Source organism: Flavonifractor sp. An10, from assembly GCF_002161215.1.
Classification (GTDB): Bacteria; Bacillota; Clostridia; order Oscillospirales; family Oscillospiraceae; genus Flavonifractor; species Flavonifractor avistercoris.
In genome coordinates, this window is sequence record NZ_NFMB01000002.1 from 428,315 (window position 1) to 450,458 (window position 22,144).

Here is a 22,144-nt window from a genome sequence, read left to right on the forward strand (position 1 = left end):
ATTCCTTTCTCTACGACTGAACTAAAGATGCACAACGATTTCTTCCTCGTCCTTCCTGCCGAAATAGACAAGATATACCTTTGGATGTTCTTTGATATAGTCACTCAATCCGGAAATCTGTTTCTGTTCCAATGACTCGCCACAGATCGGGCAAACTTGAGTGGAGTCAATGTAGAAAAATGCATTGCCGCTAAAAATTTTCTCCGCCCGCTTTGGCATGCTGTCATTCCACCCAAAGCGGAGCTCATTTTCGGTAAGCTCCATAATCACAAGGGTTGATGACTGCGGCGCATAAACACTGCTAAGAAATATTGGCACCATATCGGTATCCGATGTAGATACAGCCTGAACAAACACATTCTTGCACTTTTTACAGCTGTACCTATGAACTACCATTAAACAAAATGTAAGTCGCCTGACTTGTTCGTTACCTTTCATGAGGTTTGTCCTCCCTTAATGGCCGTATTTGATGCCAATGCTGAACTCATTCCGGTGAAAAAGACACCTCCATAAAGACAATGCCGCATCAAAAATCATGAAGCTCATCGAACTTCGCAATCAGGGCATCTTTCTGGAGTATATCGCCTGGCAGGGCATCCAGGATACCCCGCAGGGCCATATAGATTTCATCCCGCTCCTCAGTTTCGATAAAGCCCATCTTGTTGAAGGTCTGAGTGTAGGCTGCCACCGCATCCAGTGCCTGGGCCTGAGCGTCCTCGCCCGGCTCAGTGGCCAGCTTCATCAGCTGGGAACGGGTCTTGCGGTATTGATTGGCTGCCTTTTTCGCAGCAGAAGCAGGGATATGCTCCGCACCGTCCCAGCCTCGGAAGGGATTGTCCAGGTTTTGCGCCAGCCACTCCGGTTTCCGGGGCTTGGTGATCCGCAGATCCATTCCCGGCTTGCTTTTCCAGAGCTGTTTTGCCGCTTTTGCCGCCGTCTCCGGCAGGCTGGTCATCCAGAACCAGCGAAGTTCCGGCATCTGCGCCGGGGTGGGGATGTCCTCCGCCCCGAAACCAAACAGGTCGAAGGTGGAGAGATTCGTCAATTCTCGGAACCCTCTCACGGCGGAGAAGTTCCCCAGGTTTCCCGGCGCACCCCAGAGCCGCAGCTCCTTCAGATGGGGATGGACAGCATCCATTCCAGTCAGCTCAAAGTCCTTCAGCTCGATGCCATGCAGCCCCCATAGGTTCGGCAGTTCCGTGTGCGGGCGGTATTCCCCGATAAATTGGAGGGTCAATCCGCTACCATCTTCGGGGGCATGGATGGCACAGGCGTCCGGCCCCTTGTTCTGGAACAGGAGCAGCTCCGTTCCCTCACACAGCCACAGTTCCTCCAGCCCGGTCATGTCCAGCATCAGCTTTCTGATGCTGGTGCCCCGCAGATCAAGTGTCCTCTGACCGTGGTTCAGCAAAGTCACTTCATCAACAAAGGGGGTTTCCCGCAAAAACTCCAGCAGATCCGGGTGCCACCGCTCGCAGATGAGTTCGGAGAGGCAGGGTAGCGCCTTTAGTTCCAGCGCCGAATCGAATGGTTCGTACTGGTCCGTCACCCGATGGCTGCTGACCTTCACCGGGATACCGCCGATCTCCGTTTGCTCGTCACTGTCCATGGCCTCCTTGAAGGCCCGCCGCCGTTCCTCCGGAATGGCCTGCCACCGGATCTGGAGATACACATCATAGCCGTCACTCCAGCCTCCGTAGGAGCGGCAGGGCTGGTCGGTGAAGGGCGGAAGTGTACCCACCAGTTTATACTGGGGCGGGACCTCCAACGGCACCCGCAGCAGGTGGAGGTCGCGGGACCAGTACATGAAGTCCTTGTAGAGCGGGCGGAGATGGGGCAGTTCCTCCGCAGTCAGAGGGGCGTCGCCCACCCAATCCAGAGAGAGGACCACCGCCCAAGATTCTTCGCTCACCGTGTCCGGCGGCGCAATATAGGCCACCTGGCAGGCGGTGTAGCGTTTCAGATATTGGTTGTAGACTGTATAGACTTCTCCGGCGGTGGCTTTCATGGCGCCACGCTCCTCTCATCCGTTCTTTTCCAGATAGAATCCCCATACACAGTTGGAGAACTCCCCGGCGGCAAAGCGGTGGATCTGCCCGTCAATCTCCACCTGCCAGACCTCGAAGGTATGGTCTTGGTGATAGATCGGGTCTTTGACTTTTACTCGCTTGCCGGTGGTTTGCCAGTCGTAGTCAAAGATGTTCACACCAAACAATTTACATTGACCGTCTGGGCTAAAAGTTTCATATTCCCAAGCCATGTGATGCCTCACAAACCCGTGCGCTGCCAGCCGTCCAGCCGCTCCTGCACCCCGTCGATCATCCAGTTATCGCCCACACGCTTCATGAGGAAACGGCGGTCAAAGCCGGTGTTTTTCTCTCTGGTGTAGATGTAGAGTTTGTTTTTGGTGATCTGCTCCGCGTCAAGGAATTCTTCCCCGTTGTAGGTGCCCTGGGCACTGTATGAGAGGCCCAGAGGACGGTAGCCCGGACGGGGCTTTTCGCTCACATACTTTTCCCAGATCGCCAGCAGGCGGGGCACAGCCTCGGCATCTTCAAACCCGGCATGCTCCATGTACTGCTCCCACTGTGTCATCTCGGCAAAGAAAGCGGACAGCACCTTGCGGCATTCTTCCGCCGCCTGCTCATCCAGCTGGACGGGCTTTTTGGCCTTTTCCCGCTGGAGCTGGGAGAAGTGTTCCATCTGCTCCTTGGTGAATTGCACATGGGCCACCGGCTCGATGCGGTTGTTACCGGCGATGGCCAGCAGGCCCTCATAGGTAACGGCGGAATGGTCGATCTGGATGTGGGAGAGCTTGGGGATGGAGGCCGCCTGGAGCAGACCGGCATCATCCAGCCCGGTGCGGTTGAGAGTGATAAGATCCAGCTTGCAGCCTTGCAGGGCGGACAGACCGCTGCCGTGGATGGCGGCATTGCCGTCCAGCAGGAGATAGCGCAGCTTGGGCATAGCGGAAAAAACAGGGAAACAGGCGTCGGTGAGCGCACCGTCCTCCACGCCGAAGTTGGCCATGCTTTTATGGCCGGCAAAAGGGGAGAGTAGGTCGTCGGTCACCGGATAGCCTTTTACATGAAAGCCCACCAGAGTGTAACCGGCCAGCTGCTCCATGATCTCTGCGGTCAGTTCCGGGACTTCAAACTGCTTTTCTCCGTCTAAGGTCAGGACACCACTTGCCCAGTCCGCTGTCCGCGCCCGTTTTGGCCATTCCATCGCTGTTTACCTCCTTACACCTGCTCCTTGTAGCTGGCTTCAATGTCGATGAAGCGCACATACACGGCACAGATTTCGCCCTTGGCGTCATAGCCGAAGTAGACGGGATAGTAACCGTAACCGTCACCAGAGCCGGAGGCGAAGATGGGCAGATTGGAGTCTGTGTCCGGCACCGTCCAGTTGAGCCAGTCGCCGTAGTCCCCCTGATATTTGGGGTGGGCTTTGGCGTTTTCCTTGAGAAGATCGCAGAACAGGTCGTTGTAGGGGTCGATGTCCGGGTCTTCTTCCAGACGCTTGGCCCAGTAGGTCTTGAAGGCCGCCTGGGTCTGGATGTCCGCAACGCAGCCCATCCCAGTGTCTACGCCAAAGCCAAAAAACTCGTCCTCGCTCGGCTCCTCAACCAGATCCTCTTGGCCGGTCATGCCCAGCTCATAGCGGACAGGCTTTTCCCGGCTGACCTCCACCTTGACGCAGGCGTAGCAGTCGCCGTATTTCTCACTGGGCACCACGCAGATCTTCACCGGATAAGTCCCGGCGGGGATCGTCTGGATAAAGGGCGGCGTGTCCTCCAGCTCCACCAGAGGATCGCAGGCGAAAATCGTTCCTGTTGGGAAATTGACGGCGCCAATGTCCAGCACATCCACACCCATATTCCCAATCACTTTTTCTGTAAAATAGTCGTCCAGGTCCGTTTTGCAGGCCAGTTTGTCCTTTATGGATTCGTATTTGTTCAGCCATTCGGTAGTCGGCATAATGGCTTTCTCCTGTTTGTCGTGTTTCTTAATGTACTCGCTCTTAGAGCCGTCCCAGTAGCAGTTCACACACCGGCCATTCTGAAAATGGTGGGGACAATTTGGGTAGCCATAGAGGACATGAGCGCATTCCGGGCACAGTCCCATCATCTGTGAGGAGCCTTTGAAAAACAGGCTGCCGCACTCATCACAGACGGCCAGTTCATTTTCTGCCATGAGGTTCACCAGTCCCTTTCCCGGATGGCCTCCTCAATATCAATGGGAATGCCGAACCACTCCAGAATGTAGGCCACAGTGACTCCAATACAATCCCGGGCCACCGTTTCGATCTCGCTGTCGTTCTCGTCAAACTCCTCCTGGAGATCATTGATGCCGCAGACCGCCTCATCCAGCGTTTCCTGTATTACTTCAGTGTCGGTTTCGCCGCTCTCAAGCAGGTCGATGACCTTCTGGAGTTCGTCCTTTACCTTATCCACCAGAAAAGTAGGATAGTAATCATCCTGATACATCTCGTCCAGCAGTTTGTAGTTGGGATCAAATGCTTTCATAGGGATTGCTCCTTTCTCATTCAAACATCAGGCCGTATGATTCGGTCAGGCTGCCATCATCCTCATGGAACATACACTGATACAGAGGCTGGCGCTGTGTTGCTTTGCGGAATCGCTCCAGAACCGGAGCCAGCGGCTCATCGGTAGGGACGCCGAGAGCATCAGCTACCCGTCGCCAGCTGTCCATATCCATATCTTCCAAGTTGATGTTGCGCTGCCTCTGCCCGTATTCCTCCAGTGTTTTGGAGTCCGCATACTCCTTTGCGTCACAGCAGTCGTGCCAGCAGATACAGCTCACAATCAGTGAAAAAAGGTCATCCATGCTCTCAGCCAGACGGCCTGCCTCACCTTCGCTGCTGTAATAGCCGATGGAGCCATCTTCCAACAGGTGGTATTCTCCGCCGGAGCCATCTCTCGCAAAAGCCATACCGGGCAGTGTGAAGGTTGCTCGACCATCCGCCTCATCCCTCGGGGACAACTCATCCAGCAGGAAGAAGTCAAAAAGGGAATCAAACTCCTCTGCCAAATCAGGGTTTTCATGCAGTGCCTTCAAATAATCCATAGCCGTTTTCCTCCGTCTACTGTTCTGGTTTTAACTCATGCAGCCTTTCCAGCCACAGCGGTTCTTCAATCATCTCATCGTTTTGGTAAAAATGTTCCTTGTCACGGGCCAGATGATCGGCAAGCGGAGGTGCGTCCAGCGGGGTGCATACCGTAAAACTGTCCCGATCCGCCTCCTTAATCTCCCGGTTGAGGTAGTACACCCGCCTGGCATCGCGGGAATACCAGTGACCGAGCAATTCCCATGAGGGCAGATCCGCCTTGGGAAGCTGCTTACCGTAAGCATAGATTCGTTTCTCATCCCTGGCAAAATAGGTGTCGCCCAACGAGCGGAAAGAGGAAACTTCCGCGCCCTTGATGATCTTCACCTTGCCGTCTCCGTTGTGGAAGTAGACCTGCCGGCTGTCCTTTGCATATCCCTGTGGCGCGCCCGAATCGTTCTGGCCATTGTCCAACACCTGGAAGGTTGTCAGCTCTACATCTGGGATTCTCCCGCTGGTAGTGTAGACGGCTGTTTTGTCCATCGCGTAGGCATAGTTTAACACCCGAAACGATGCCGGGTCTGCTCCACGCAGGCGAATCCCGCCGAGAAAGCAGGCCGTAGAGGATTTGCCCCAGTAACGCCAGCAGCAGAAGTCTTTGGGAGAAACACCCTTCAACAAGCCGTTTTCATATAGGCCAGAGAAATATACGGCTCCATCCTGAAAGAAAAACTCATTGTCCACCGGCTCTATGTTTGTGATCGGCTGCAGCAGTTCTTCGTGATGATCTGTTATGCTCAGTTCGATTTCGTCGTCGCTATAAACTAAGTAGAGCCCATGAGGGGCCTTTCTATCGAAATGCAGTTCAATGTCATAATATTTGAGGATCAAAGGTTTCCCGTGGCTTCTCATGGTGGAAACGGCATCGGGATTCCCGAAGATTTCTATGACCTCATCCTGCGATATTCCGAATTTCAGCGGTGAAATGTCCCGCGGATTCTGCAATATTTGATTGCGCCAAATAGTAAAGTCCTGTTTCATAGTTTTCCGTCCAGTGCCTCCACAGTTTTCATGGCAGCGGAATCAAATTTGCACTGCCGCAGATCCCGTTCAATCAGGGCAAACACATCCGGGAAACACTCAATCTCATCCTGGTACTCATATTTCGCATACAGTTTCCCGTACTCGGAGATCCAGACCTCTGCCGGGTAGTAGTAGCCGATATGACCGATGGGCTGGCATTTTTCACCGGCAGCCTGTTCGATCTCTGCCAGTTCACAGCCGGACATATCCCGAAAATAGGCTTCTTCCAAATGGTTTTTGATTCCGTTGACCAGGTAAGGGAACAAAGCGAATTGGAAGTCAGCCGCCCAGTTCAGTTTTTTCTGCTCCAAGTACCACTCACAGCACAGGCCGAAATACTTGCGGTAAAACCGCTGGGTGGTCTTCATCATTGGGATGCCATGAGCGGCGTAATACTTCTCCGCAATGGAGATGTCCACCTTTCGCCCTTCCTGCCATCCGGCGTACTCCATCAGCTGCTTGACCTTACTTTTGAGATCGCCGGAGATGGAGATGCGTTCTTTGATCATGGTGGTTACCTCCATTACCAGATTTCAGATATTTACAACTCTGCCACAAACTCATAGGAAACCGCAATGATGTTGTAAACATCATCGTATGTAAACAGCCGGTAGTGCCGATAGATGCCTTTGTCAAAGTCCTCCCGCACCGGCAGAGACTTCAGCCAGGTGCTGTCCTCAATTAAATCGAAGGAACTGCCATCTAGATACTCCGTCCCAGCCAGATTTTCATAGGTGTCCAATTCACAGGTAAAATAGGCCAGCACCTGCCGGAAGGTGAGTGTATAGGGAAACCAGTCTTTTTCGTCCCTGCGCTGGGAGATTAGATGGCCATTGATGTCCCCCGTAAAGGTCAGATTGTTCAGAGCATCCTGTTTCACCTGATCCAGATAGATGCAGTCCCGTCCCTTCAAAACACCTAAGCAGGTATTAACAGCAGTCGCTTTTTCCATAGGCAATTCTCTCGCATCAGCTTTCATGGGTAATACAGAAAATCTCCTGGTTTAAGTCAAAGTAGATTACCATCAACTCGTCGGTGATCTCCGGGTTGAAGGACAGATCCATAATGAAAACTTGTTGATCCATCTCATCATCCACCAGACTGCCGAACCGCTTGAGCTTCAGAAAGTCCACCATCTCGGCAAAGGACAGTTTGGATGGGTCGGTTCCCGGAAAAAGTTCCGCCGCAATATCCGGGCCTACATCGTCCCGGTGGAACTCCATGAAAAATGTCACAACGCTATGGTAGCGGCTGTCCTCGTCCGCCAGCGCCGCTTTGATGGCGGCTTTGGCCTTCTCCGCCAATTTCTCCGCCTCATCCAGCATTTCTCCCACCGCATCCATGGCAGCAGGATCGCCGGTCAGTTCTTCCTCTACATCGAAGAGAAAGGGCAGTCCCGATTCCTCGGGAAAGGTGAAGATCTCCTCGCCGGGCGTGTATTCAAAATCAATGCGTTTACAGTTCAGCTTCATCATACTATCCCCTTACCCCTCAATGTTGGCAGCTTTGAGGCCCTTTTTCAGGGAGCCGCAGACCGTCACCGCATGGTCGGTGAACATCTCGTCGCAGTCAAACCAGGCGGTGAAGCTGCCGCCGGAGGTGACGGAAAGGCTTGTCATGCTGATTCGCCGGGCAAACTCCTCCTCTGTGATGGGGGCGGTTTCCGAATTGCGGGGGTTTTCCTCGTCCTGGGAGAGCCAGTCGTTGGCCAGCCCAGTCAGGTTCTTTGCCGCAAGCTCCCGCATGGCCTTGTCCCAGGTCTCGCAGTCAGCCAGTAGTTTCTTGGCGGCGCCGCGGGCACGGGTCCAAGAGGGCTTGCTCTCCGCGTTGACCTCCAGAGAGAGGAGCACAGCCTTTCCCCGCCACTGGATCTCGCCCTCAAAGGTATCGTAGTCCTTGTCCATGGTCAGCTCCCCCAGCACCTGGTCCTGGATCACCACCGGCTTGTGGTATTCGTCCAGAACGGCCTGAAGTTCCGGGCAGTCCTCATGGGCATTGACTATCTCGGAGATACACCAAGGGCGCACCACCAGATCCTTTGCCCGTTCTTCTTTCATCCGGCGGATCTTCAGGCGGCAGATCTGCTCCTTGCCAAAGCGTCCCCAGCCCTTGTCGCTATTGCGTTCCTCCTCGGTGACCGGCCAATCCAGTCGTTCCTCTTTGGTGCTGACCTTGCCGGTGTCGCAGAACATGATGCCCAGCGTCACAACGGTCATTTCCCAAAAGTTGCCTTTCCAGTTAAATCCGCCCCCAATGCAGCGATTGATCAGAGCGACCACTTCCTGCTCCTCGGGCTCGTACATCTCATAGAATTCTTCAAACATCGGGTAGCCTCCTTTACAGCAGTTCCAGCACCTCGGCAGCGGGCTTGGCAAACTCTGCCGGGACTTGCTCCAATACATCCTGGTAGGCTTTCACTGCTTGCCAGGAGTAGTAATAGAAGCTGTAGAACAGGTCATCGGGGAAAACCTCGTCCTCCTCGTAGCGCATCTCATCTTCTTCCTCGTCGTATTCCTCCGACCACAGATATTCTTCCTTCAACAGATCGGAGAAGCAGGGGAGGGGAGAGGCGTGTTCCATCTCGTCTCCATCGTGGAAGCACTGGAGGATGCAGGAGAAGAAGTCCAGCAGCTCCCCGGCCAGGAAATGGGCTGCAGGGTTCTGCCCGCTGTCTGCGAGGGCCTTCTCCAGAATTCGGCTCAGGAACACCATGCCAAAGGGGGTGGCGTGCCAAAGGGTACTCTGGTGCTCCATGTTGGTGGTGAGCTCGTAGAGGGACTCTTTGACGGATGCCAAATCACGCATCTGCTCCAGCACTGTCAGGTGTGCGGGAAAATCCGTCCCCCGGCCATAGGCGGTGGTGAGTCGGTGCCACGGGACATCAGCGACCTTGAGATGTGTGATGTAGGTTCTGTTCTTCTCTATCATGTTGCTGCCCTCCTTATCCCGCCGACTGGCTGAGGTACTCCTTCTCCAGTGCGGTGTACCATCGTTTCAGCATGGTTTCCAGACTGCTTTTCCCGCCTCGGTCTGTAAAAACAAGGAACTTCTGTATCAGTCTGGGGAAAAGATATTTGCCCGCTGTTGTCAGATCCTGATTGAGATAGACCATCCGTAGGATACGGCCCTGCCGGTCCAGAGGGTTCTTTTTCAACAGCTCCTTTTCAAAGCAGAAGCGCAGGAAGACTACATTCTCATCGTAAAAGTCCTCCACCACAGCCGCACCAATGCTGGTGTATGTGATGTCGTACACCAAACGGCTCCAGTCAAATTTCTCGGCATAGAGCAGTTTCAGCGCTTTTGCCCAGTGTTCCTCCGGGATCACCAGCATCCTGTGCTGGGCGGTGCTGGAGTATCCGCGATAGACGGGGTCCGGCTGCCCCAGCAGCTCGCTCACACTGTCGGTATAGACGAAGCACAGCTCCTCATCGAACAGGCCGCCGATAAAGTTGCCGTTGCAGTACAACATATAATTCTTGGACTTGGCCGGAGAATAAGAGAGGTTATATTCCTGCGAGTCCAGGCTTTTATGTACCTTGTTCAGAAAGTCTATTGATGTCATGGCTTTACTCCTCAAACTCGCCCTCGATCATCCCGTTCAGATACCGGCCGGGATCTGCGATGAAGTCATCCCATTTGGCCAGAGGGTGGAATTCCTCATGCTCGATGTCCAGATACCACAGCTTTTTGTCCCTGGGGCTCCACAGCAGCAGATAGTCGCTGTAGTTGTCCATCTGCACCATCAGGGAGAGCAGCTTCTTCCGTTTCCAGGTCATCTCCTGCACATCCATGAAGGAGTAGAGTTCTGCCCACTTCACCCATTTTTGCTCCGGGAATTCCAGCCGCAGGGAACCGGTCTTCAAGTATTCCACCAGCTTGGCGGGCAACTTGTAGGGCATGAGCTGCCGGATCTTTTCCTGCTCGTTGTGCCATTCCTCCGGTTCCAGCTCCTTCAGGTAGTCGGCCAGCTCCTGATTTTTGTTCTGCACCGCCACACTGTAGGGACGGTCGCCGTATTTGTCAACAAGGGTGATATCCGCTCCCTGTTCCACCAGCCAGCGCACCATGGAGAAATTGTTGGAGCGGGCGGCCTCGGTGACAGGGGTGGAGGCGTAAGGGAACACCATGTCCGGCTTGTGGTAATTGATATCCGCCCCTTTTTCCAGCAGCAGTTTGGCAAGCTCGGCCTGTCCATCGGACACCGCCGCCCGGAATGCCTCGCTGCCAAACTTGTCCACAGTGATCCCGGCTTGCTCCAGCACCTGGATATTCTCCGGGCGCTTGCCCCAGCGCACTTCCTGGAAGGCCCGCTCTTTTTGCTTCGGGCTGAGTTTTGCGGCCTGTCCAGCAAAGAGGGAGACAACCTCCGGCCCGCAGCAGCGGGCGGCAGTGAGCAGCAGGGGCTGTTCCTCTGCCAGACCGGGATCAGCTCCATGCTCCAGCAGGAAGTGGATCATGGGCACATCATTCCGAAAAACCGCGATCTCCAATGGCATCAGCTTGATGTATTCGCTGAGCTGGATGGGAACATCTAAATCCAGACCGCCCTGGAGCAGCGCCTCCAGCTTGGGAGTGTCATGGTCACAGATGGCGGCAGCCGTTTCCGGGAGGGTCTCCCAGCGGCCAATATATGCAATTTGGTACATAAGGCACCTGCTTTCTCGACTTGTACTCATTCATCCCCGAACCGATCAGCAGCATCTTTGTAAACAGTAATACTTTCTTCCACTTTCACTTTTTCGCTGCGAATACGGAAGTATTCCCGCAGAATGCGCTTCAGTTCCGGGTTTTCCACCTTGCGGGGCAGCAGGCTGATGAACATTTCGTCGTAGCTTCCATATAGCACACCGCCCCGATTGTAGGTCTGCCATGTCACCGTAGGTTTGCGGCCCTCCGGGTCCTTGGCCAGATCAAAGAGCCACCGCTCATCCAGATCCACATAGCGTTCAATCATAAACCTTGTGTCATAGGTTCCATAGCTATAATCCCCCCAGAAAATCAGAGCGATCATTCCATCCGGGCCCAGGCGTTCATAGGTCCAGCCTTCCGGATAACAGCGGTAATGGAGCATTCCCAGCGCATGGAACAAATAGCCTTTTAGCGGCGTATCCAGAAGGGGCGAATAAGTCTCGTACACCTGCTCCTTGGGCTGGGTGATGATCGCCTTCATAAAGACCGGCATCAGCCAGCTGCCGCCGTAGCGTTCATTCAGCTCATCAGCCAATGCTTGCAGTCGCTCATCCGGGTTGCGGATCAGGGAGGCGGTCAGCACCACAGCGGGAATTTTCTCTTTTTCCTTGGGTGTGGCATCCCAAATGCGAAGCCCGTCCGTAATCCACCAGGAGGTACAATCATCATCAGAATAAACAGGCGCGCGTTTCAGATGGGCGATCCGCTGGGAGTTTTCCGCCAGAAAGCGGTAGACCTCCAGCATTTTAGGCGAGGCTTTCCCCAACATCAAATGGAAACAGAAGTTCAGTTGTTCGATATCCAGTGGCTTTGTGTCCCCCTCGTCCAACCGCTGGGTGAGAGTCTTCAGAATAACTGGGGCGATCTGCTCCGATACGCAGTCGGAGCAGGCATCCGACATGATATTGCTGCCCATCCACTTGCCCTTGACCAGCTTGGCCCACAGTGGGGCAGCAGAGGCATACTCCAGCTGCGCCAAAGCCTTCTGAGCAGCCGTTTTGCATTTGCCCTTTTCTGTATTCACAAGCTGGAACAGCAGTTCGCCGTTTGCTTCATCCTTGCCCAGCTCCAAAATGGCCTGTTCTCGCTTTACGCCCTTGGGGGGCAGTTGTTCCAAAGTCATCATTCATTTTCTCCTATCCCACAATGGTGGTTTCCTTGACTGCCAGATTGTCGTAATCCATGGCGATCAGCTTCTTGGCGGTCTCCGGCTCGGCCGAAGGAGCGGCCGCATATACTTACTGCTTTTTCTGGCAAAACTCTTTCACATAATCGTATATGCTCTTTATCCCGCCATCCGTTACTGTATTAAACAGGCCATAAGGTTCGTTTTCCAGCTCCTTTTCTGCAAGGAGCATTGCCTGGCGGAAATTCCCTTCTGCGATTTCACACAGTACGACATTCAATCGTGCGGCCGGCGCAGTATCATGGAGAATCTCCGCTTTGAAGTCGGAGACTGTACTGCATCGGCTATGATGGTCTTGAATGGACTTGTTAAACCGACAAAACGCCTCATTCATGACCAAGGTTGCTGCGTCCACCGTGGGGGCAGGTAGTTCCATTTCCTCGATGATATGAGCGGAAGGGGAATGTGCCGCTGTGATATGGAAACTAAATGGTTTCTTCCGGGCTACCTCACCCATTTCATATACATCCCAAAAGACATTGTCAATGACGCATGGCTTTACGGAAACGACTGCTCTTATGGCAGTACCACACCTGACAGGTGGCGCAGATAGAAACACTTCATATAAAAAATCGCCCAGGACCTTATAGGCGCAGTCTGAAACCACTTTGAAACCATGCTCTCCGGCAACTACTTTTAGGTTTTTGGAAATCATCGCGCTTAATTCCTTGACTGCCTTCTGCTCCTGCCGTGTCATGCTATTTCCACCTCGCCCAGCTCCAAAATGGCCTGTTCACGCTTTGCGCCCTTGGGAGGCAGTTGTTCCAAAGCTACCATTCATTTTCTCCTATCCCACAATGGTGGTCTCCTTGACGGCCAGATTGTCGTAATTCATGCCGATCAGCTTCTCGGCGGCCTCTGGGGTACACATGAACCAGGTACTCACGCCCCAGGCGTCCATCCTTGTAACGGTGAAAAAGTCGGTTTCGGCAGGAGAGGGATTTCTGGCGTCAAGATAGCGGTCGGAATAGAGGTAGACCAGATCCACCTCCCGGTCCGGCAGCCACTTGGCCCGGCGCGCACGCGGTTTACCATTTTTCAGAGTCTTTTCTCTGGGGTTCTCAAACCACGCCAGTTCCTTGATCCTCAGACCGGTGAAGGTATCCATGAGCCGCTGGGCAATCTCCCGGTGGGTAAATACTCCACAGTCCCAGGAGCCCATCAGCCATGTCTGTATAAAGTCGCCCACCTTGCTGCCAGGAGCAGGCGGCCCATAGACGCTCTCGTCCGCCCACATGACCTCCATCTTTTCACATTGATCTGGCCGGGGACAGGACTTCTTGTTGCCGTATCGGTACATGATATTCACATAACCGAAGTCCTTGCCGGTTCGGTCATGACCGATGGCTTCCACTTTATAGGCAGTTATGGACATTGCAGTTCCACCTCCTGAGCCAGTACAAATCCGCACAGCCCAAGGGAAGAGTCGATGACAAACACCCGGATGTGCTCCCGGTCCATGCGTTTCCGCAGTTCCTCGATGCTGCAGCAGGCGGGAAAGCCGTAAGAGATGGTCCTGCCCAGCAGGTCTTTGTACTGTTCAAAAAAACCGTCCACAGTGATCTCATCTATGCCAAAGAGGATGTTGTCCTGGATCACATTCTCAAACCAGTGGGCCAGCAGGCCGGTGAAATGAACGGATACCTTCTCTCCGGCCTCGGTCTGGGTATCCATGTGCAGGGTGTGGGCTTCAAAGTCAGCGCAGTAGCGCAGGACTCGGTTGTCGTGCAGGCCATCAAAAGAGCAAATCAGCGTACTCACAGGGATTCCTCCTCGTCCATGAGCTGCTCCTGGACCTCTTTGGGCAGGTCGTTCCATAAAATGTCGTATGTAAAATCCCGAATCTCCGGGTAACACTCCCGCGCAGTCTTTTCCGCCGTTTCCCGATCCAGGTAGTGCATCTCTTGGTGGAAAAACCAGTTGAGCTTTTCCATCAGCCGATAGAGGCGGATCTGTTCTTCTTGGGTCATGGGATCGCTCCTTTTATTGCAATTTCAGCACGAATCCCCAGATGCTCACCACGATCAGAAGGACACCCAGCAGGAAGAAGATCACCCGCCGGGAGCCGCGTCCATAGCGGTGAGAATCCGGCTTGCCGGTAGGGTCGCAGAGCCAGTTCCAGTTGCGGATTGCTCCAATCAAAATCACGACCCCAATGATCACTGAGGCAATATACCAATGCTCCTGTAAAAAAGCCGTGATCTGCTCGCTGTTCATTTAGGTTTCCTCCTCTGCTTATCCCTGTATATCAGCGTCAACGGGGCCTTTTTTCAGTGTTCCATCCACAGTGATCACATGGCCCCAGAACATATCGTCGTCTTCATACCAGGCGGTAAAACGGCCGCCGGGAGATACTGTAAACTCGGTGAGGAAGATGCGCCGGGCAAACTCATCCTCGGTGATGGGGTCTTTCTCCGGGTCCCTGTCGGTCTGGTCATTGTCCGCCAGCCACTCGTTGGCCTGAGCGGTGAGCTTTTGGGCAGCCATCGCTCGAAGGGACTTGTCCCAGACTTCCTGATCTGCCACCAGTTTCTTCATCACATTGGTGACACGGGTCCAGGACGCTTTCTTTTCAATCTCCACATCCAACGAGATCCGGACTTCTTTTCCCATCCACTTACAGGTCCCCTCGAATATGCTCATCTCACGATCCAGCGTGAGGGTCCCCAGCACTTCGTCCTCCAGAAGAATCGGCTTTGTGTACTCCGCCCAGATATCCTCCAGTGCTGGACAGGGTACGCCTTCCTCCAGTACCTCCGTGACATACCACTGAGGTTCGTAGAGGGCATCACCTTTCCAGCCGCGGGCTTTGATCCGGTAGATCTGGCCCTTGGTAAACCGCTTGGAATAGTCGCCGGCATCCCGTTCCTTGTCCGTCAGCGGCCAGCTCAGGTAGCATCGACCGGAGATCGCCTGTCCGGTCTGGACATCCGCCATGGCGAGGGCATGGGTATGCGCCGCCCAGTAGGTATCCAGAAAGGTTTTGTCCGCGCTGACACCGTCCTGAATCAGTACCAGTTTTTCCTCATCTTCTGGGGCGTACAGGGCAACAAAATCCTTGACCGTTCTCTTTTTCATGGCGTTCTCCTTACGCAAATACTTGCTGGTATTTCTCTTTCAGTTCCTTCGGCGCCGACTTGATAACCTTGCTGCCGCCGTTTTCAGAGGCTGTGCCCCAGATGGCCCAGAGCACATCACGCCACAGGTAGGCCAGCGCCCTTTTGTCATTGCCGGATTCTTCCGGCAGGTAATATTCCAGATGCCCTTTGATCTCCAGCAGAGCATCCAGGCTCTCCTCATTGGCGATCAGGGTGCGGAACTCCTTTGCGGGCTTCAGATTCTGCATGGACTGGACACCGTGGACCAGCACCGGCAGGGACTGGGCGGTAAAGCCATATTTTTTGAAAAATGCGTGGATGAACTTTTCTTGGAGCGAAGAGTGCTCATCGTCACAGCGGTCCAGGTAGTCGCACACCAGCCCCCACCACTTCGGCCCCTCCAGCCCCAGGGCAAACACCGCAAAGGTGCCGGGCAGGGCGCAGATCTCATCGGAGAGGTTTTGGTACCACTCATCCTCCCGCATGGCAAGCCGGGCATAATTCTCCATCCGCACATGGAGGCGGGGGTACCGCACCGCGCAGGCAAACAGCTGGTTGACACCCTTCTTGGGCAGACCAGGGATGGGCAGGTAGATTTTCTCCGGCCCGCGGAACTCGATGGAGTAGCTGCGGGGGAACTCCGGCTGCTCCAGCACCTCCACCAGATAGCTCAGCGCCTCGTCGCAACACCCCTCGGTGCAGTCCCTGGCGGTGATGCGGATGGTGGCAAAGGCATCGTTGGCCGAGGCAGTCAGGTGCTTCGTTTTCCGCTTTTGAATGTTAGGCGGCAGTTTGCCGGTGCCGCTGGTTTTCAGCTCCTTCACCATGTCGGGGCGGAGCTGGGAAACCAGGCCGAGGATATGCTCGGTGGTGAGGTACTCAAAACTCAGCCCATACACGGTATAACAGACTGCCACATAGCAGGCAAAGCGCAGCAGCCCTTCGTCTATATCCTCTGGGCGCAGTTCCGGCCACACAGCACAGGGAGGAAAGGGCGAAAAGTAATCCTCCTTCTCTCCGACCTCAAAATATCGCTCCTGTACCTGCTTTTCGATGTACTGCCGCAGTGTGTGATCGATCTCCTTCCAGCCCGCCAGCCGCCGCAGGGCATCGCAGAATATAACAACTTCCTCATAGGGAAATCCCTTCAAAGGCAGTTTGGACAGATACCGATCCAACAGCTGGCTGGGAAGAAAGGGTGTCCCGTTGTGATTTCGCACCACAGTCGGGTAGGCGGAGTGATTTTCACGGGCGGTGCCGTTCAGTACATCCTGAATGCAGAGATCCGCCTCCGCCAGCACCTCCGGGGAAGTATCCGGCTTATGGATCAGATAGTAGCGGTCATGCACGCCGTCACGCTTAGGCAAACTCATGGTAAGGTCTCCTCTCAGGTCTGCTGGTGCTGCATGGATACGATGTGGCAGTCTGGGCAGAACTCCACATAGAGCGTGCCCTCCGCACAGTCAAACACCGTATCCCACTGGATCTGGGCCAGATATTTCATGGGCTTGCCGCAGTGGGGGCAGGTCGTATATTCCGCGTCCTGTACCCAGTTGGCAAAGCCACCCACCGTATTCACATCCTGGCAGGCCGCACCGTAAAACAGGGGCACCGGCGTCTTGCCCAGCACAAAGGGATTTTCGGTAAGGGCCTTGTAGTCCTCGGGCCGGACATAGCAATCCGCCTTCTCCGCTCCGTCAAAGAGTTCGGAGGGAAAGACCTCCACGCCGCCGTCCAGGGTAAAGCGGTTAAAGGCGGGGCCTTTTAGAAATCCCACGCAGCTGGGGCAGCAGGTGGCAGTCAGGATACCGTCCAGCCCCAGGAACCGGAGCCGCTCATCCCGGCCATCCAGCACCAGCATGTCCACCATGCGTCCGCCGCAGTGAGGGCAGGTGTCCTCCCGCGCGCGGCCAATGCGGACGGGAGATTTTTCGCCAGCGGTTCCCTTGACCATAGGATAGCAGGTGTCAAAGTTGAGTTGGATTCTCTGGCCCTCCTTGTTGAAGGTCCAGCCGCCGATCTGCGCATAGCTGGATGGGTCCACATAGAGGCCCTTGCGCCAGGGCCGGGGATTTCGCTCCAGCTCCAGCAGGGTCTCCATTGCCTTGCCATCTCCCTGCATAGCAAGGCAGCTCATCAGGTTGGATGCCTCGCTGGAATATTCCGCGGACAACAGCGCGTGAATCAGACCATCCCGCACATCGGCGGGAGCGTGATAATAGATCTCACAGGGCCAGAACACCGCTGCGGCCAGTGCCGCCCGCTGGATCTCTGGAGCGATGGCATTATGGTAACCAAGCAGCTGCCAGAAGTCGGCGAACTCCGGGTCATCCATATCAGCCAGCCTCTGGATGTTCTGAATCAGGTTTCTCTGCTTTTCTGTGATTTGTTCCGGTGTCCAGGCAAGAGCAGCCTTCCGCTCCTGTTCCGATTTGCATTTCCAGCACAATCCCTCATAGCCCAAGGGTGTCCCACAGCCAGGGCAGGTGTATTTCAGGCTCATATTCTATGACTCCTTTCCAAAGATAGAAAAAACGCCCTGCGACACCCTGTCATATGAACAGGCTGACGCAAGACGTGAAAAGGCCGCGAGAGAGGAGCCACATCTACTGCCAGATGTGGTTTCCTCCACAGACAAGATAATTTCCTCGTATATCAAAGATGCAGTGATTAACTGTTCTGGTTTTTCTTTCATCGCATAACCTCATGATTCGTAATCATGCCCAAATACACGACCTGATAAGGGCACAATTTGAATAAATTATATCATATCGCTAAGCATTCTGAAAGATGTATTTATGGCGGAGTGACAAATTTACGCTTTGTTTACCGGGATGTCTTAATCTAAAAACTTCCTTTAGTTATAATTTGTTAATCCACTCTCTATGTATTAGCGTTTCTGTATCAATGTGCCGCTAATCCTTATACTAAATTGTATCAACACAGAAAGGAGCAGCGGACTTTCGAGATGATTGATAGACGGATTGGAGAGCGAATCAAGCGGCGCCGCGAAGAGCTGGGATTAACACAGGAGCAATTTGCGGAGCAGCTGGGCTTGACCACAAATTACATTTCAACCATTGAGCGGGGTGCATCGTTTCCGCGATATGAGAAGTTAGTCGCCATTATCAATGGTCTGGAAACATCTGCAGACGCGATCTTCTGCGATGTCATTAAGCATACTACCGAATACCGGGCAACATGGCTTTCAGAAAAGATTGCGGAACTTCCCCCAGAAGAGCAGCAGCGGATTTTGGAAATCATTGAATTATTAATTGCTCAGGCCAAGAAAAAGAAATAGCATCGAACACAAAGGCGGCAAATGATGATTTGCGGCCTTTGTTATTTTTTTAGTGCAGTTCTCTCGTTGTATGCTATACTATGGATTAGCATTATATATCATGCTGCTAATCCATATATATGGAGGAGAGTACAATGTTTGAGAAGATACTGCCATTCACCAGGAAGAGACATGTTGTTGGATTAAAATGTGCATTTACAGGACATAGACCACAAAACCTTCCATTCCGTTTCGATGAGACAGATGAACGGTGTTTGCGCTTAAAAGCAGAACTCCGTAAACTCATCGTGCAGATGATTGAACAGAAAAATGTCACACACTTTATTTCGGGCATGGCTCTTGGAATTGATACATACGCTGCTGAGATGGTGTTGGACCTAAAGACTGATTTTCCGTTCATTACTCTTGAATGTGCGCTTCCGTGTGAAACCCAGGCTGCAAAGTGGTCCGAGCGTTACCGAAATAGATATTTTAAAATCGTAGAGCAGTGTGATAAGGAGACGCTGCTTCAAACACACTATACACCTGACTGTATGCAAAAAAGAAATCGCTACATGGTTGAGCATGCCGATTTTGTCTTAGCGGTTTGGGACGGAAGCCCTGGTGGTACTGGCATGACAGTAAACTATGCGCATTTTCTAAATAAGGTGGTATGGACATTGAATCCAAATACTTTTTCAATCTGTTTTGAATAGCTTAAAGATTTGCTATATCGAAGTATATTTATTATTATATTATTTTTTTGCAAACAATCAACTCTAATAGCGTTGATTAAATCCAAATAGATGGTGTATTGTTTTTCCGGCTCAACTTATACTATCAGTGATACTGCAATGCTTATAGGAGGTATCACGATGGGACTTGAGTCCATTGGAAAAAACATACGAAAGTTCCGTCATCATCGAGGACTGCGCCAAGAGGATCTGGCAGAGATTACCGGATTGAGTACAAATTATATTGGAGCGGTTGAACGAGGGGAAAAGATACCAGCTCTCGAAACATTCATAGATATCTGCAATGCTCTGTCTGTCACTTCAGATATGGTTCTGTGCGATGTGCTTCATGAAGGTTATCGGATCAAGGTTTCCAAACTGGAAGAACAGATGGAAAACGTATCTGTCGAAGATCGAAAGAAGATTATTGACGTTGTTGAGGTCTTGCTCAAACAATCGAACTATGTTGTTTAAAGGGACAGCGGTAGACTAACCGCTGTCCCTTTAAACTGTTTTTGACCATACTTATAGATACAAGGATCTTATACTATTTTGCGGGCGGGAAGCGGTGGGGTTCAGCCACACACTGGTACAGTACAGCACCGCATTTCCGACAGATGAGATACTTCAAACGGTTACCAAGCATTCCATGAAACTTGAAGGTTACCAGAGCCTCACCGTGCTGCCAGCCCTCACCGATATCTTCGGATCCACAGTACTGACACTTTGTAACAGGCAGTTGTGCCATGGCTTATTCTCCTTCCTGTGCTTATTATAGTTCCGCAAACATATGATACCGGAAAAAGCGTCTGAAGTCGAGAGAAATAGACATTTTAAATTGAATGCGAGCTGGGTGAATAGGGTAGAAGAGGCTGCTCATATGATTAATGAATACAGGTTAGATGTATTTCCGCCGTTTTCTCTGAACCTGGCCCGCTTCTCAATTTTCCCCCGCTGGATCAGTTCCCTCATTGCCCGCTTGATCGAGGAACGGGAAAGACACAATTCTTTGGCAATGGTGTTAATAGCGTACCAGCTTTCACCCTTCTTGTTGGCTCGGTCATGGAGATAAAGCAACACCATTTTTGCTTTACTGCTCAGTTCGGGGTCACCATAGATTTCATTGAAGTAACTCATCGTTTCATCAGTCCCTTCTTGGAGTGTGATAGCCTTTCTGCTGCAGGCTATTTGTAATAACCGGAAATTCCGGCAGAACTGCATGCAGAAATTCCTTTTTGTCTGCATAGTACACTTTCCGGGCAGCCTTCTCCGGCACCTGATACGGCTTTCCGAAGGTGATACCCCACTCCAGGAACAGCCGCAGCCGGGTGCGCATGGGGTGAGTGCCGGTTTTCATGACAATGAATTGACCCTTTGGTAATGATTTGAGCTCGTCCGGCGTCATGAGAGGACGCTGGATCATCTGCAGTGACTGCCCGGAATCGCTCTTGCCCCTGGTGATGGTTCCGCTCATAACCGTGCGGTTGCCCAGGGCCTTGGACAGGGCCTCAGCGGTTTTGCTGTTGGGTGCAAAGCCGCCGAAGATGGTGTCCTGCACGTTGTCCTGAATGATCTCCGCACCCTCTTTCCCGTAGTTCTTCTCCAGTTGGGCCAGGGACTGAATGATGGGTACCAGGGTGAGCCGTCGGGAGCGGCCGGCGGAGAAGAGGGGCAGGATGTCAAAGGCGGGCATGGTGCCCAGCTCGTCGCAGAAAAACACCACCCGGTTCTGCAGCTTTCCGTCGTGCTCGTCCGCCACGGAGAAGAGCTCCCGGCTCAATGTCTGGATCATCAGCCCGGCCATGAAGTTCTTGGTGGTGTCCTCCTCGGGCAGGATCAGAAAAATGGCGGATTTTTGGGAGGCGAAGCTCTCGGCGTCCATGGCGCTGTCAAAGCACAGCACCTGCTCCAGCTCGCTGTCCAGGAAGGTGTTGAGCCGGGCGAGAACAGTGGACATGACGGAGGCCATGGACTGTTCCGCGGCGTTGAGGGCGGAGCCGGAGAACCACTTGGCCTTGTGCTCCTCCGGCAGGTGGTCCATGAGGAATTGAAACTCGTTTCTCCCCGGCACCATGCTGGGAGCAAGCAGTTCCTGCACCAGCTTGAACACGGACACGATGTGCCTCCGCTCCCGGAGTGCTCCGTCGATCTCCTTGGGCGGAAGGTATTCGGCCAGCAGCAGGATGACTGCGGTGAGCACACCCTCGGCGGCGTCGTAGAAATACTGGTTCTGGGCAAAGCTCTCCCCCTCGGGATTGATGATGGTCTTGGATAAAATCTTGGCGTACTTCTCCGACCTGGCCCGGGCCGCCAGATTATCCGGCTTCTGCCGGCACACGTCCATGTAGTGGTTGATGAGGGTGAGCAGGTTGTAGCCGTCCGAGCGGGTGGGGTTGCGCAGATCCACCACCGCCACCTGGTAGCCGTAGTATTTGGTGGCAATGGCGCCGTAGTTTCTGGCCAGATCCCCCTTGGTATCCAGGGCCAGAAAGCTCATGCCGCTGGCACAGGCATATTCCATGTTGGGGTACAGAAAGTAAGCCGTCTTGCCCACACCGGAGGCGCCGATCATCAGGCAGTGGATGTCATCACAATCCACCAGAGCGGCCAACCTGTCCTTTTTCCCAACGCAGCCCAGCACCAGGCCCTGGGCCTCTGGGAGCTGCTCTCCCTTTCTCCATAGGGCCGGCCGGAAGGGTACCCGCCGGTAGCTCTTGCGGATCTCCTTCTCCGTGGCCCAGCGGGCAGTTCCGTACTGGCCGTCACCCACCGTCTTGTTCTTGATGCTGTTCAGGCTGCCCCGGTTGGAGAGGGCAGCTATCGCAACCAGAGCTCCAAATACCAGGGCCAGCAGTCCAATCAACATCCAGTTTTCGTCTATCATGGTTCGGTCTCCTTTCTCGTTCTCTGTATTTGAGCCCTCTTCCAGTGTGACCTTCTGGGTGGTCCACGGTGAACCGACCCCCGGTCCAGGAAAAGGGCATACTTCTCCCTTGGCGGAGGC

At 53.5% G+C, this 22,144-nt stretch carries 29 protein-coding genes; 3 read left to right on the forward strand and 26 right to left on the reverse strand.

Annotated elements, in window-relative coordinates; all coding sequences use genetic code 11:
- Positions 1-21: 21 nt before the first annotated feature.
- The 24 genes from B5E42_RS04885 to B5E42_RS04995 all read right to left on the reverse strand — a co-directional run bounded on the left by B5E42_RS04885 (position 22) and on the right by B5E42_RS04995 (position 17,629).
- Positions 22-438: a hypothetical protein gene (locus B5E42_RS04885; RefSeq protein WP_087237206.1), complete on the reverse strand. Its 417-nt coding sequence runs from the start codon at positions 436-438 to the stop codon at positions 22-24.
- 88 nt (positions 439-526) lie between these two features.
- The gene (locus tag B5E42_RS04890) at positions 527-2,008 is read right to left on the reverse strand and encodes a hypothetical protein (protein WP_087237208.1); all 1,482 of its coding nucleotides are present in this window, start codon (positions 2,006-2,008) and stop codon (positions 527-529) included.
- Between the two features lie 15 nt (positions 2,009-2,023).
- Positions 2,024-2,260, reverse strand: coding sequence for a hypothetical protein (locus B5E42_RS04895; protein WP_087237210.1), 237 nt, complete (start codon positions 2,258-2,260; stop codon positions 2,024-2,026).
- 8 nt (positions 2,261-2,268) lie between these two features.
- On the reverse strand, positions 2,269-3,228 hold the full coding sequence (locus B5E42_RS04900; RefSeq protein WP_087237212.1) for an NTF2 fold immunity protein: 960 nt from the start codon (positions 3,226-3,228) through the stop codon (positions 2,269-2,271).
- A gap of 14 nt (positions 3,229-3,242) precedes the next feature.
- The gene (locus B5E42_RS04905) at positions 3,243-4,196 is read right to left on the reverse strand and encodes a DUF4241 domain-containing protein (protein WP_087237445.1); all 954 of its coding nucleotides are present in this window, start codon (positions 4,194-4,196) and stop codon (positions 3,243-3,245) included.
- A 5-nt stretch (positions 4,197-4,201) separates the two neighbouring features.
- Entirely contained in the window at positions 4,202-4,528 is a 327-nt protein-coding gene (locus tag B5E42_RS04910; protein WP_015544494.1) for a DUF5713 family protein, read from the reverse strand.
- Between the two features lie 16 nt (positions 4,529-4,544).
- Positions 4,545-5,090: a hypothetical protein gene (locus B5E42_RS04915; RefSeq protein ID WP_087237215.1), complete on the reverse strand. Its 546-nt coding sequence runs from the start codon at positions 5,088-5,090 to the stop codon at positions 4,545-4,547.
- 16 nt (positions 5,091-5,106) lie between these two features.
- The gene (locus B5E42_RS04920; RefSeq protein WP_087237217.1) at positions 5,107-6,111 is read right to left on the reverse strand and encodes a DKNYY domain-containing protein; all 1,005 of its coding nucleotides are present in this window, start codon (positions 6,109-6,111) and stop codon (positions 5,107-5,109) included.
- Positions 6,108-6,662: an SUKH-3 domain-containing protein gene (locus B5E42_RS04925; protein ID WP_087237219.1), complete on the reverse strand. Its 555-nt coding sequence runs from the start codon at positions 6,660-6,662 to the stop codon at positions 6,108-6,110. The genes B5E42_RS04920 and B5E42_RS04925 overlap by 4 nt, the downstream gene beginning before the upstream one ends.
- Positions 6,663-6,694: 32 nt before the next feature.
- On the reverse strand, positions 6,695-7,105 hold the full coding sequence (locus B5E42_RS04930; protein ID WP_242967019.1) for a hypothetical protein: 411 nt from the start codon (positions 7,103-7,105) through the stop codon (positions 6,695-6,697).
- Positions 7,106-7,121: 16 nt separating this feature from the next.
- Positions 7,122-7,625 carry a DUF2004 domain-containing protein gene (locus B5E42_RS19300; protein WP_204244379.1) on the reverse strand — a complete coding sequence of 168 codons (504 nt, stop codon included), beginning with the start codon at positions 7,623-7,625 and terminating at the stop codon, positions 7,122-7,124.
- Positions 7,626-7,637: 12 nt separating this feature from the next.
- Positions 7,638-8,477, reverse strand: coding sequence for a DUF2262 domain-containing protein (locus tag B5E42_RS19305; RefSeq protein ID WP_204244375.1), 840 nt, complete (start codon positions 8,475-8,477; stop codon positions 7,638-7,640).
- A gap of 13 nt (positions 8,478-8,490) precedes the next feature.
- Positions 8,491-9,081, reverse strand: coding sequence for a hypothetical protein (locus B5E42_RS04940; RefSeq protein ID WP_087237222.1), 591 nt, complete (start codon positions 9,079-9,081; stop codon positions 8,491-8,493).
- A 13-nt stretch (positions 9,082-9,094) separates the two neighbouring features.
- A complete protein-coding gene (locus B5E42_RS04945; RefSeq protein WP_087237224.1) occupies positions 9,095-9,715 on the reverse strand; it encodes a hypothetical protein in 621 nt (206 codons plus the stop codon).
- 4 nt (positions 9,716-9,719) lie between these two features.
- Entirely contained in the window at positions 9,720-10,799 is a 1,080-nt protein-coding gene (locus tag B5E42_RS04950) for an ankyrin repeat domain-containing protein (protein ID WP_087237227.1), read from the reverse strand.
- A gap of 26 nt (positions 10,800-10,825) precedes the next feature.
- Positions 10,826-11,968: a hypothetical protein gene (locus B5E42_RS04955; protein ID WP_087237229.1), complete on the reverse strand. Its 1,143-nt coding sequence runs from the start codon at positions 11,966-11,968 to the stop codon at positions 10,826-10,828.
- Positions 11,969-12,080: 112 nt separating this feature from the next.
- Positions 12,081-12,725: a hypothetical protein gene (locus B5E42_RS04960; RefSeq protein ID WP_087237231.1), complete on the reverse strand. Its 645-nt coding sequence runs from the start codon at positions 12,723-12,725 to the stop codon at positions 12,081-12,083.
- Positions 12,726-12,815: 90 nt separating this feature from the next.
- Positions 12,816-13,403 carry a hypothetical protein gene (locus B5E42_RS04965; protein WP_087237234.1) on the reverse strand — a complete coding sequence of 196 codons (588 nt, stop codon included), beginning with the start codon at positions 13,401-13,403 and terminating at the stop codon, positions 12,816-12,818.
- Positions 13,394-13,789, reverse strand: coding sequence for a hypothetical protein (locus tag B5E42_RS04970; RefSeq protein ID WP_087237236.1), 396 nt, complete (start codon positions 13,787-13,789; stop codon positions 13,394-13,396). Before B5E42_RS04970 ends, B5E42_RS04965 begins: the two co-directional genes overlap by 10 nt.
- Positions 13,786-13,998, reverse strand: a complete 213-nt coding sequence (locus tag B5E42_RS04975) for a hypothetical protein (RefSeq protein ID WP_055270385.1) — start codon at positions 13,996-13,998, stop codon at positions 13,786-13,788. Before B5E42_RS04975 ends, B5E42_RS04970 begins: the two co-directional genes overlap by 4 nt.
- Positions 13,999-14,011: 13 nt before the next feature.
- A complete protein-coding gene (locus B5E42_RS04980; protein WP_087170178.1) occupies positions 14,012-14,245 on the reverse strand; it encodes an Imm17 family immunity protein in 234 nt (77 codons plus the stop codon).
- An 18-nt stretch (positions 14,246-14,263) separates the two neighbouring features.
- Positions 14,264-15,106: a DUF2262 domain-containing protein gene (locus B5E42_RS04985; protein ID WP_087237238.1), complete on the reverse strand. Its 843-nt coding sequence runs from the start codon at positions 15,104-15,106 to the stop codon at positions 14,264-14,266.
- Positions 15,107-15,116: 10 nt separating this feature from the next.
- On the reverse strand, positions 15,117-16,499 hold the full coding sequence (locus B5E42_RS04990; protein WP_087237240.1) for a DUF6138 family protein: 1,383 nt from the start codon (positions 16,497-16,499) through the stop codon (positions 15,117-15,119).
- Positions 16,500-16,513: 14 nt separating this feature from the next.
- Complete coding sequence (locus B5E42_RS04995) at positions 16,514-17,629, reverse strand: hypothetical protein (RefSeq protein WP_087237243.1); 1,116 nt, start codon at positions 17,627-17,629, stop codon at positions 16,514-16,516.
- A gap of 465 nt (positions 17,630-18,094) precedes the next feature.
- Here B5E42_RS04995 and B5E42_RS05005 point away from each other — a divergent pair, with 465 nt between their 5' ends.
- The 3 genes from B5E42_RS05005 (at position 18,095) to B5E42_RS05015 (ending at position 19,614) form a co-directional block, all read left to right on the forward strand.
- Positions 18,095-18,427, forward strand: a complete 333-nt coding sequence (locus tag B5E42_RS05005; protein WP_087237247.1) for a helix-turn-helix transcriptional regulator — start codon at positions 18,095-18,097, stop codon at positions 18,425-18,427.
- A 134-nt stretch (positions 18,428-18,561) separates the two neighbouring features.
- Positions 18,562-19,122, forward strand: a complete 561-nt coding sequence (locus B5E42_RS05010; protein ID WP_242967020.1) for an SLOG family protein — start codon at positions 18,562-18,564, stop codon at positions 19,120-19,122.
- A 159-nt stretch (positions 19,123-19,281) separates the two neighbouring features.
- Positions 19,282-19,614 (forward strand): helix-turn-helix transcriptional regulator, encoded by a 333-nt coding sequence (locus tag B5E42_RS05015; protein WP_087237252.1) that lies wholly within the window; start codon positions 19,282-19,284, stop codon positions 19,612-19,614.
- A gap of 402 nt (positions 19,615-20,016) precedes the next feature.
- On the opposite strand, the gene B5E42_RS05025 is transcribed toward B5E42_RS05015, so the two are convergent.
- Together B5E42_RS05025 and B5E42_RS05030 are read right to left on the reverse strand one after the other, a co-directional pair.
- Positions 20,017-20,277, reverse strand: a complete 261-nt coding sequence (locus B5E42_RS05025) for a helix-turn-helix domain-containing protein (RefSeq protein WP_087237257.1) — start codon at positions 20,275-20,277, stop codon at positions 20,017-20,019.
- 7 nt (positions 20,278-20,284) lie between these two features.
- A complete protein-coding gene (locus B5E42_RS05030) occupies positions 20,285-22,024 on the reverse strand; it encodes a type IV secretory system conjugative DNA transfer family protein (RefSeq protein WP_087237259.1) in 1,740 nt (579 codons plus the stop codon).
- Between the last annotated feature and the right edge of the window lie 120 nt (positions 22,025-22,144).

Coding starts and splice junctions, on each gene's coding strand:
- B5E42_RS05030 (WP_087237259.1), bottom strand. CDS start 22,024: ATGATAGACGAAAACTGGATGTTGATTGGACTGCTGGCCCTGGTATTT.
- B5E42_RS04975 (WP_055270385.1), bottom strand. CDS start 13,998: ATGACCCAAGAAGAACAGATCCGCCTCTATCGGCTGATGGAAAAGCTC.
- B5E42_RS19300 (WP_204244379.1), bottom strand. CDS start 7,625: ATGAAGCTGAACTGTAAACGCATTGATTTTGAATACACGCCCGGCGAG.
- B5E42_RS05025 (WP_087237257.1), bottom strand. CDS start 20,277: ATGAGTTACTTCAATGAAATCTATGGTGACCCCGAACTGAGCAGTAAA.
- B5E42_RS04950 (WP_087237227.1), bottom strand. CDS start 10,799: ATGTACCAAATTGCATATATTGGCCGCTGGGAGACCCTCCCGGAAACG.
- B5E42_RS04985 (WP_087237238.1), bottom strand. CDS start 15,106: ATGAAAAAGAGAACGGTCAAGGATTTTGTTGCCCTGTACGCCCCAGAA.
- B5E42_RS04900 (WP_087237212.1), bottom strand. CDS start 3,228: ATGGAATGGCCAAAACGGGCGCGGACAGCGGACTGGGCAAGTGGTGTC.
- B5E42_RS04885 (WP_087237206.1), bottom strand. CDS start 438: ATGAAAGGTAACGAACAAGTCAGGCGACTTACATTTTGTTTAATGGTA.
- B5E42_RS05005 (WP_087237247.1), top strand. CDS start 18,095: ATGATTGATAGACGGATTGGAGAGCGAATCAAGCGGCGCCGCGAAGAG.
- B5E42_RS05015 (WP_087237252.1), top strand. CDS start 19,282: ATGGGACTTGAGTCCATTGGAAAAAACATACGAAAGTTCCGTCATCAT.
- B5E42_RS04930 (WP_242967019.1), bottom strand. CDS start 7,105: ATGGAAAAAGCGACTGCTGTTAATACCTGCTTAGGTGTTTTGAAGGGA.
- B5E42_RS04955 (WP_087237229.1), bottom strand. CDS start 11,968: ATGATGACTTTGGAACAACTGCCCCCCAAGGGCGTAAAGCGAGAACAG.
- B5E42_RS04940 (WP_087237222.1), bottom strand. CDS start 9,081: ATGATAGAGAAGAACAGAACCTACATCACACATCTCAAGGTCGCTGAT.
- B5E42_RS04895 (WP_087237210.1), bottom strand. CDS start 2,260: ATGGCTTGGGAATATGAAACTTTTAGCCCAGACGGTCAATGTAAATTG.
- B5E42_RS04890 (WP_087237208.1), bottom strand. CDS start 2,008: ATGAAAGCCACCGCCGGAGAAGTCTATACAGTCTACAACCAATATCTG.
- B5E42_RS04945 (WP_087237224.1), bottom strand. CDS start 9,715: ATGACATCAATAGACTTTCTGAACAAGGTACATAAAAGCCTGGACTCG.
- B5E42_RS04905 (WP_087237445.1), bottom strand. CDS start 4,196: ATGGCAGAAAATGAACTGGCCGTCTGTGATGAGTGCGGCAGCCTGTTT.
- B5E42_RS04960 (WP_087237231.1), bottom strand. CDS start 12,725: ATGACACGGCAGGAGCAGAAGGCAGTCAAGGAATTAAGCGCGATGATT.
- B5E42_RS04920 (WP_087237217.1), bottom strand. CDS start 6,111: ATGAAACAGGACTTTACTATTTGGCGCAATCAAATATTGCAGAATCCG.
- B5E42_RS19305 (WP_204244375.1), bottom strand. CDS start 8,477: ATGTTTGAAGAATTCTATGAGATGTACGAGCCCGAGGAGCAGGAAGTG.
- B5E42_RS04915 (WP_087237215.1), bottom strand. CDS start 5,090: ATGGATTATTTGAAGGCACTGCATGAAAACCCTGATTTGGCAGAGGAG.
- B5E42_RS04980 (WP_087170178.1), bottom strand. CDS start 14,245: ATGAACAGCGAGCAGATCACGGCTTTTTTACAGGAGCATTGGTATATT.
- B5E42_RS04990 (WP_087237240.1), bottom strand. CDS start 16,499: ATGAGTTTGCCTAAGCGTGACGGCGTGCATGACCGCTACTATCTGATC.
- B5E42_RS04965 (WP_087237234.1), bottom strand. CDS start 13,403: ATGTCCATAACTGCCTATAAAGTGGAAGCCATCGGTCATGACCGAACC.
- B5E42_RS04910 (WP_015544494.1), bottom strand. CDS start 4,528: ATGAAAGCATTTGATCCCAACTACAAACTGCTGGACGAGATGTATCAG.
- B5E42_RS04995 (WP_087237243.1), bottom strand. CDS start 17,629: ATGAGCCTGAAATACACCTGCCCTGGCTGTGGGACACCCTTGGGCTAT.
- B5E42_RS05010 (WP_242967020.1), top strand. CDS start 18,562: ATGTTTGAGAAGATACTGCCATTCACCAGGAAGAGACATGTTGTTGGA.
- B5E42_RS04925 (WP_087237219.1), bottom strand. CDS start 6,662: ATGATCAAAGAACGCATCTCCATCTCCGGCGATCTCAAAAGTAAGGTC.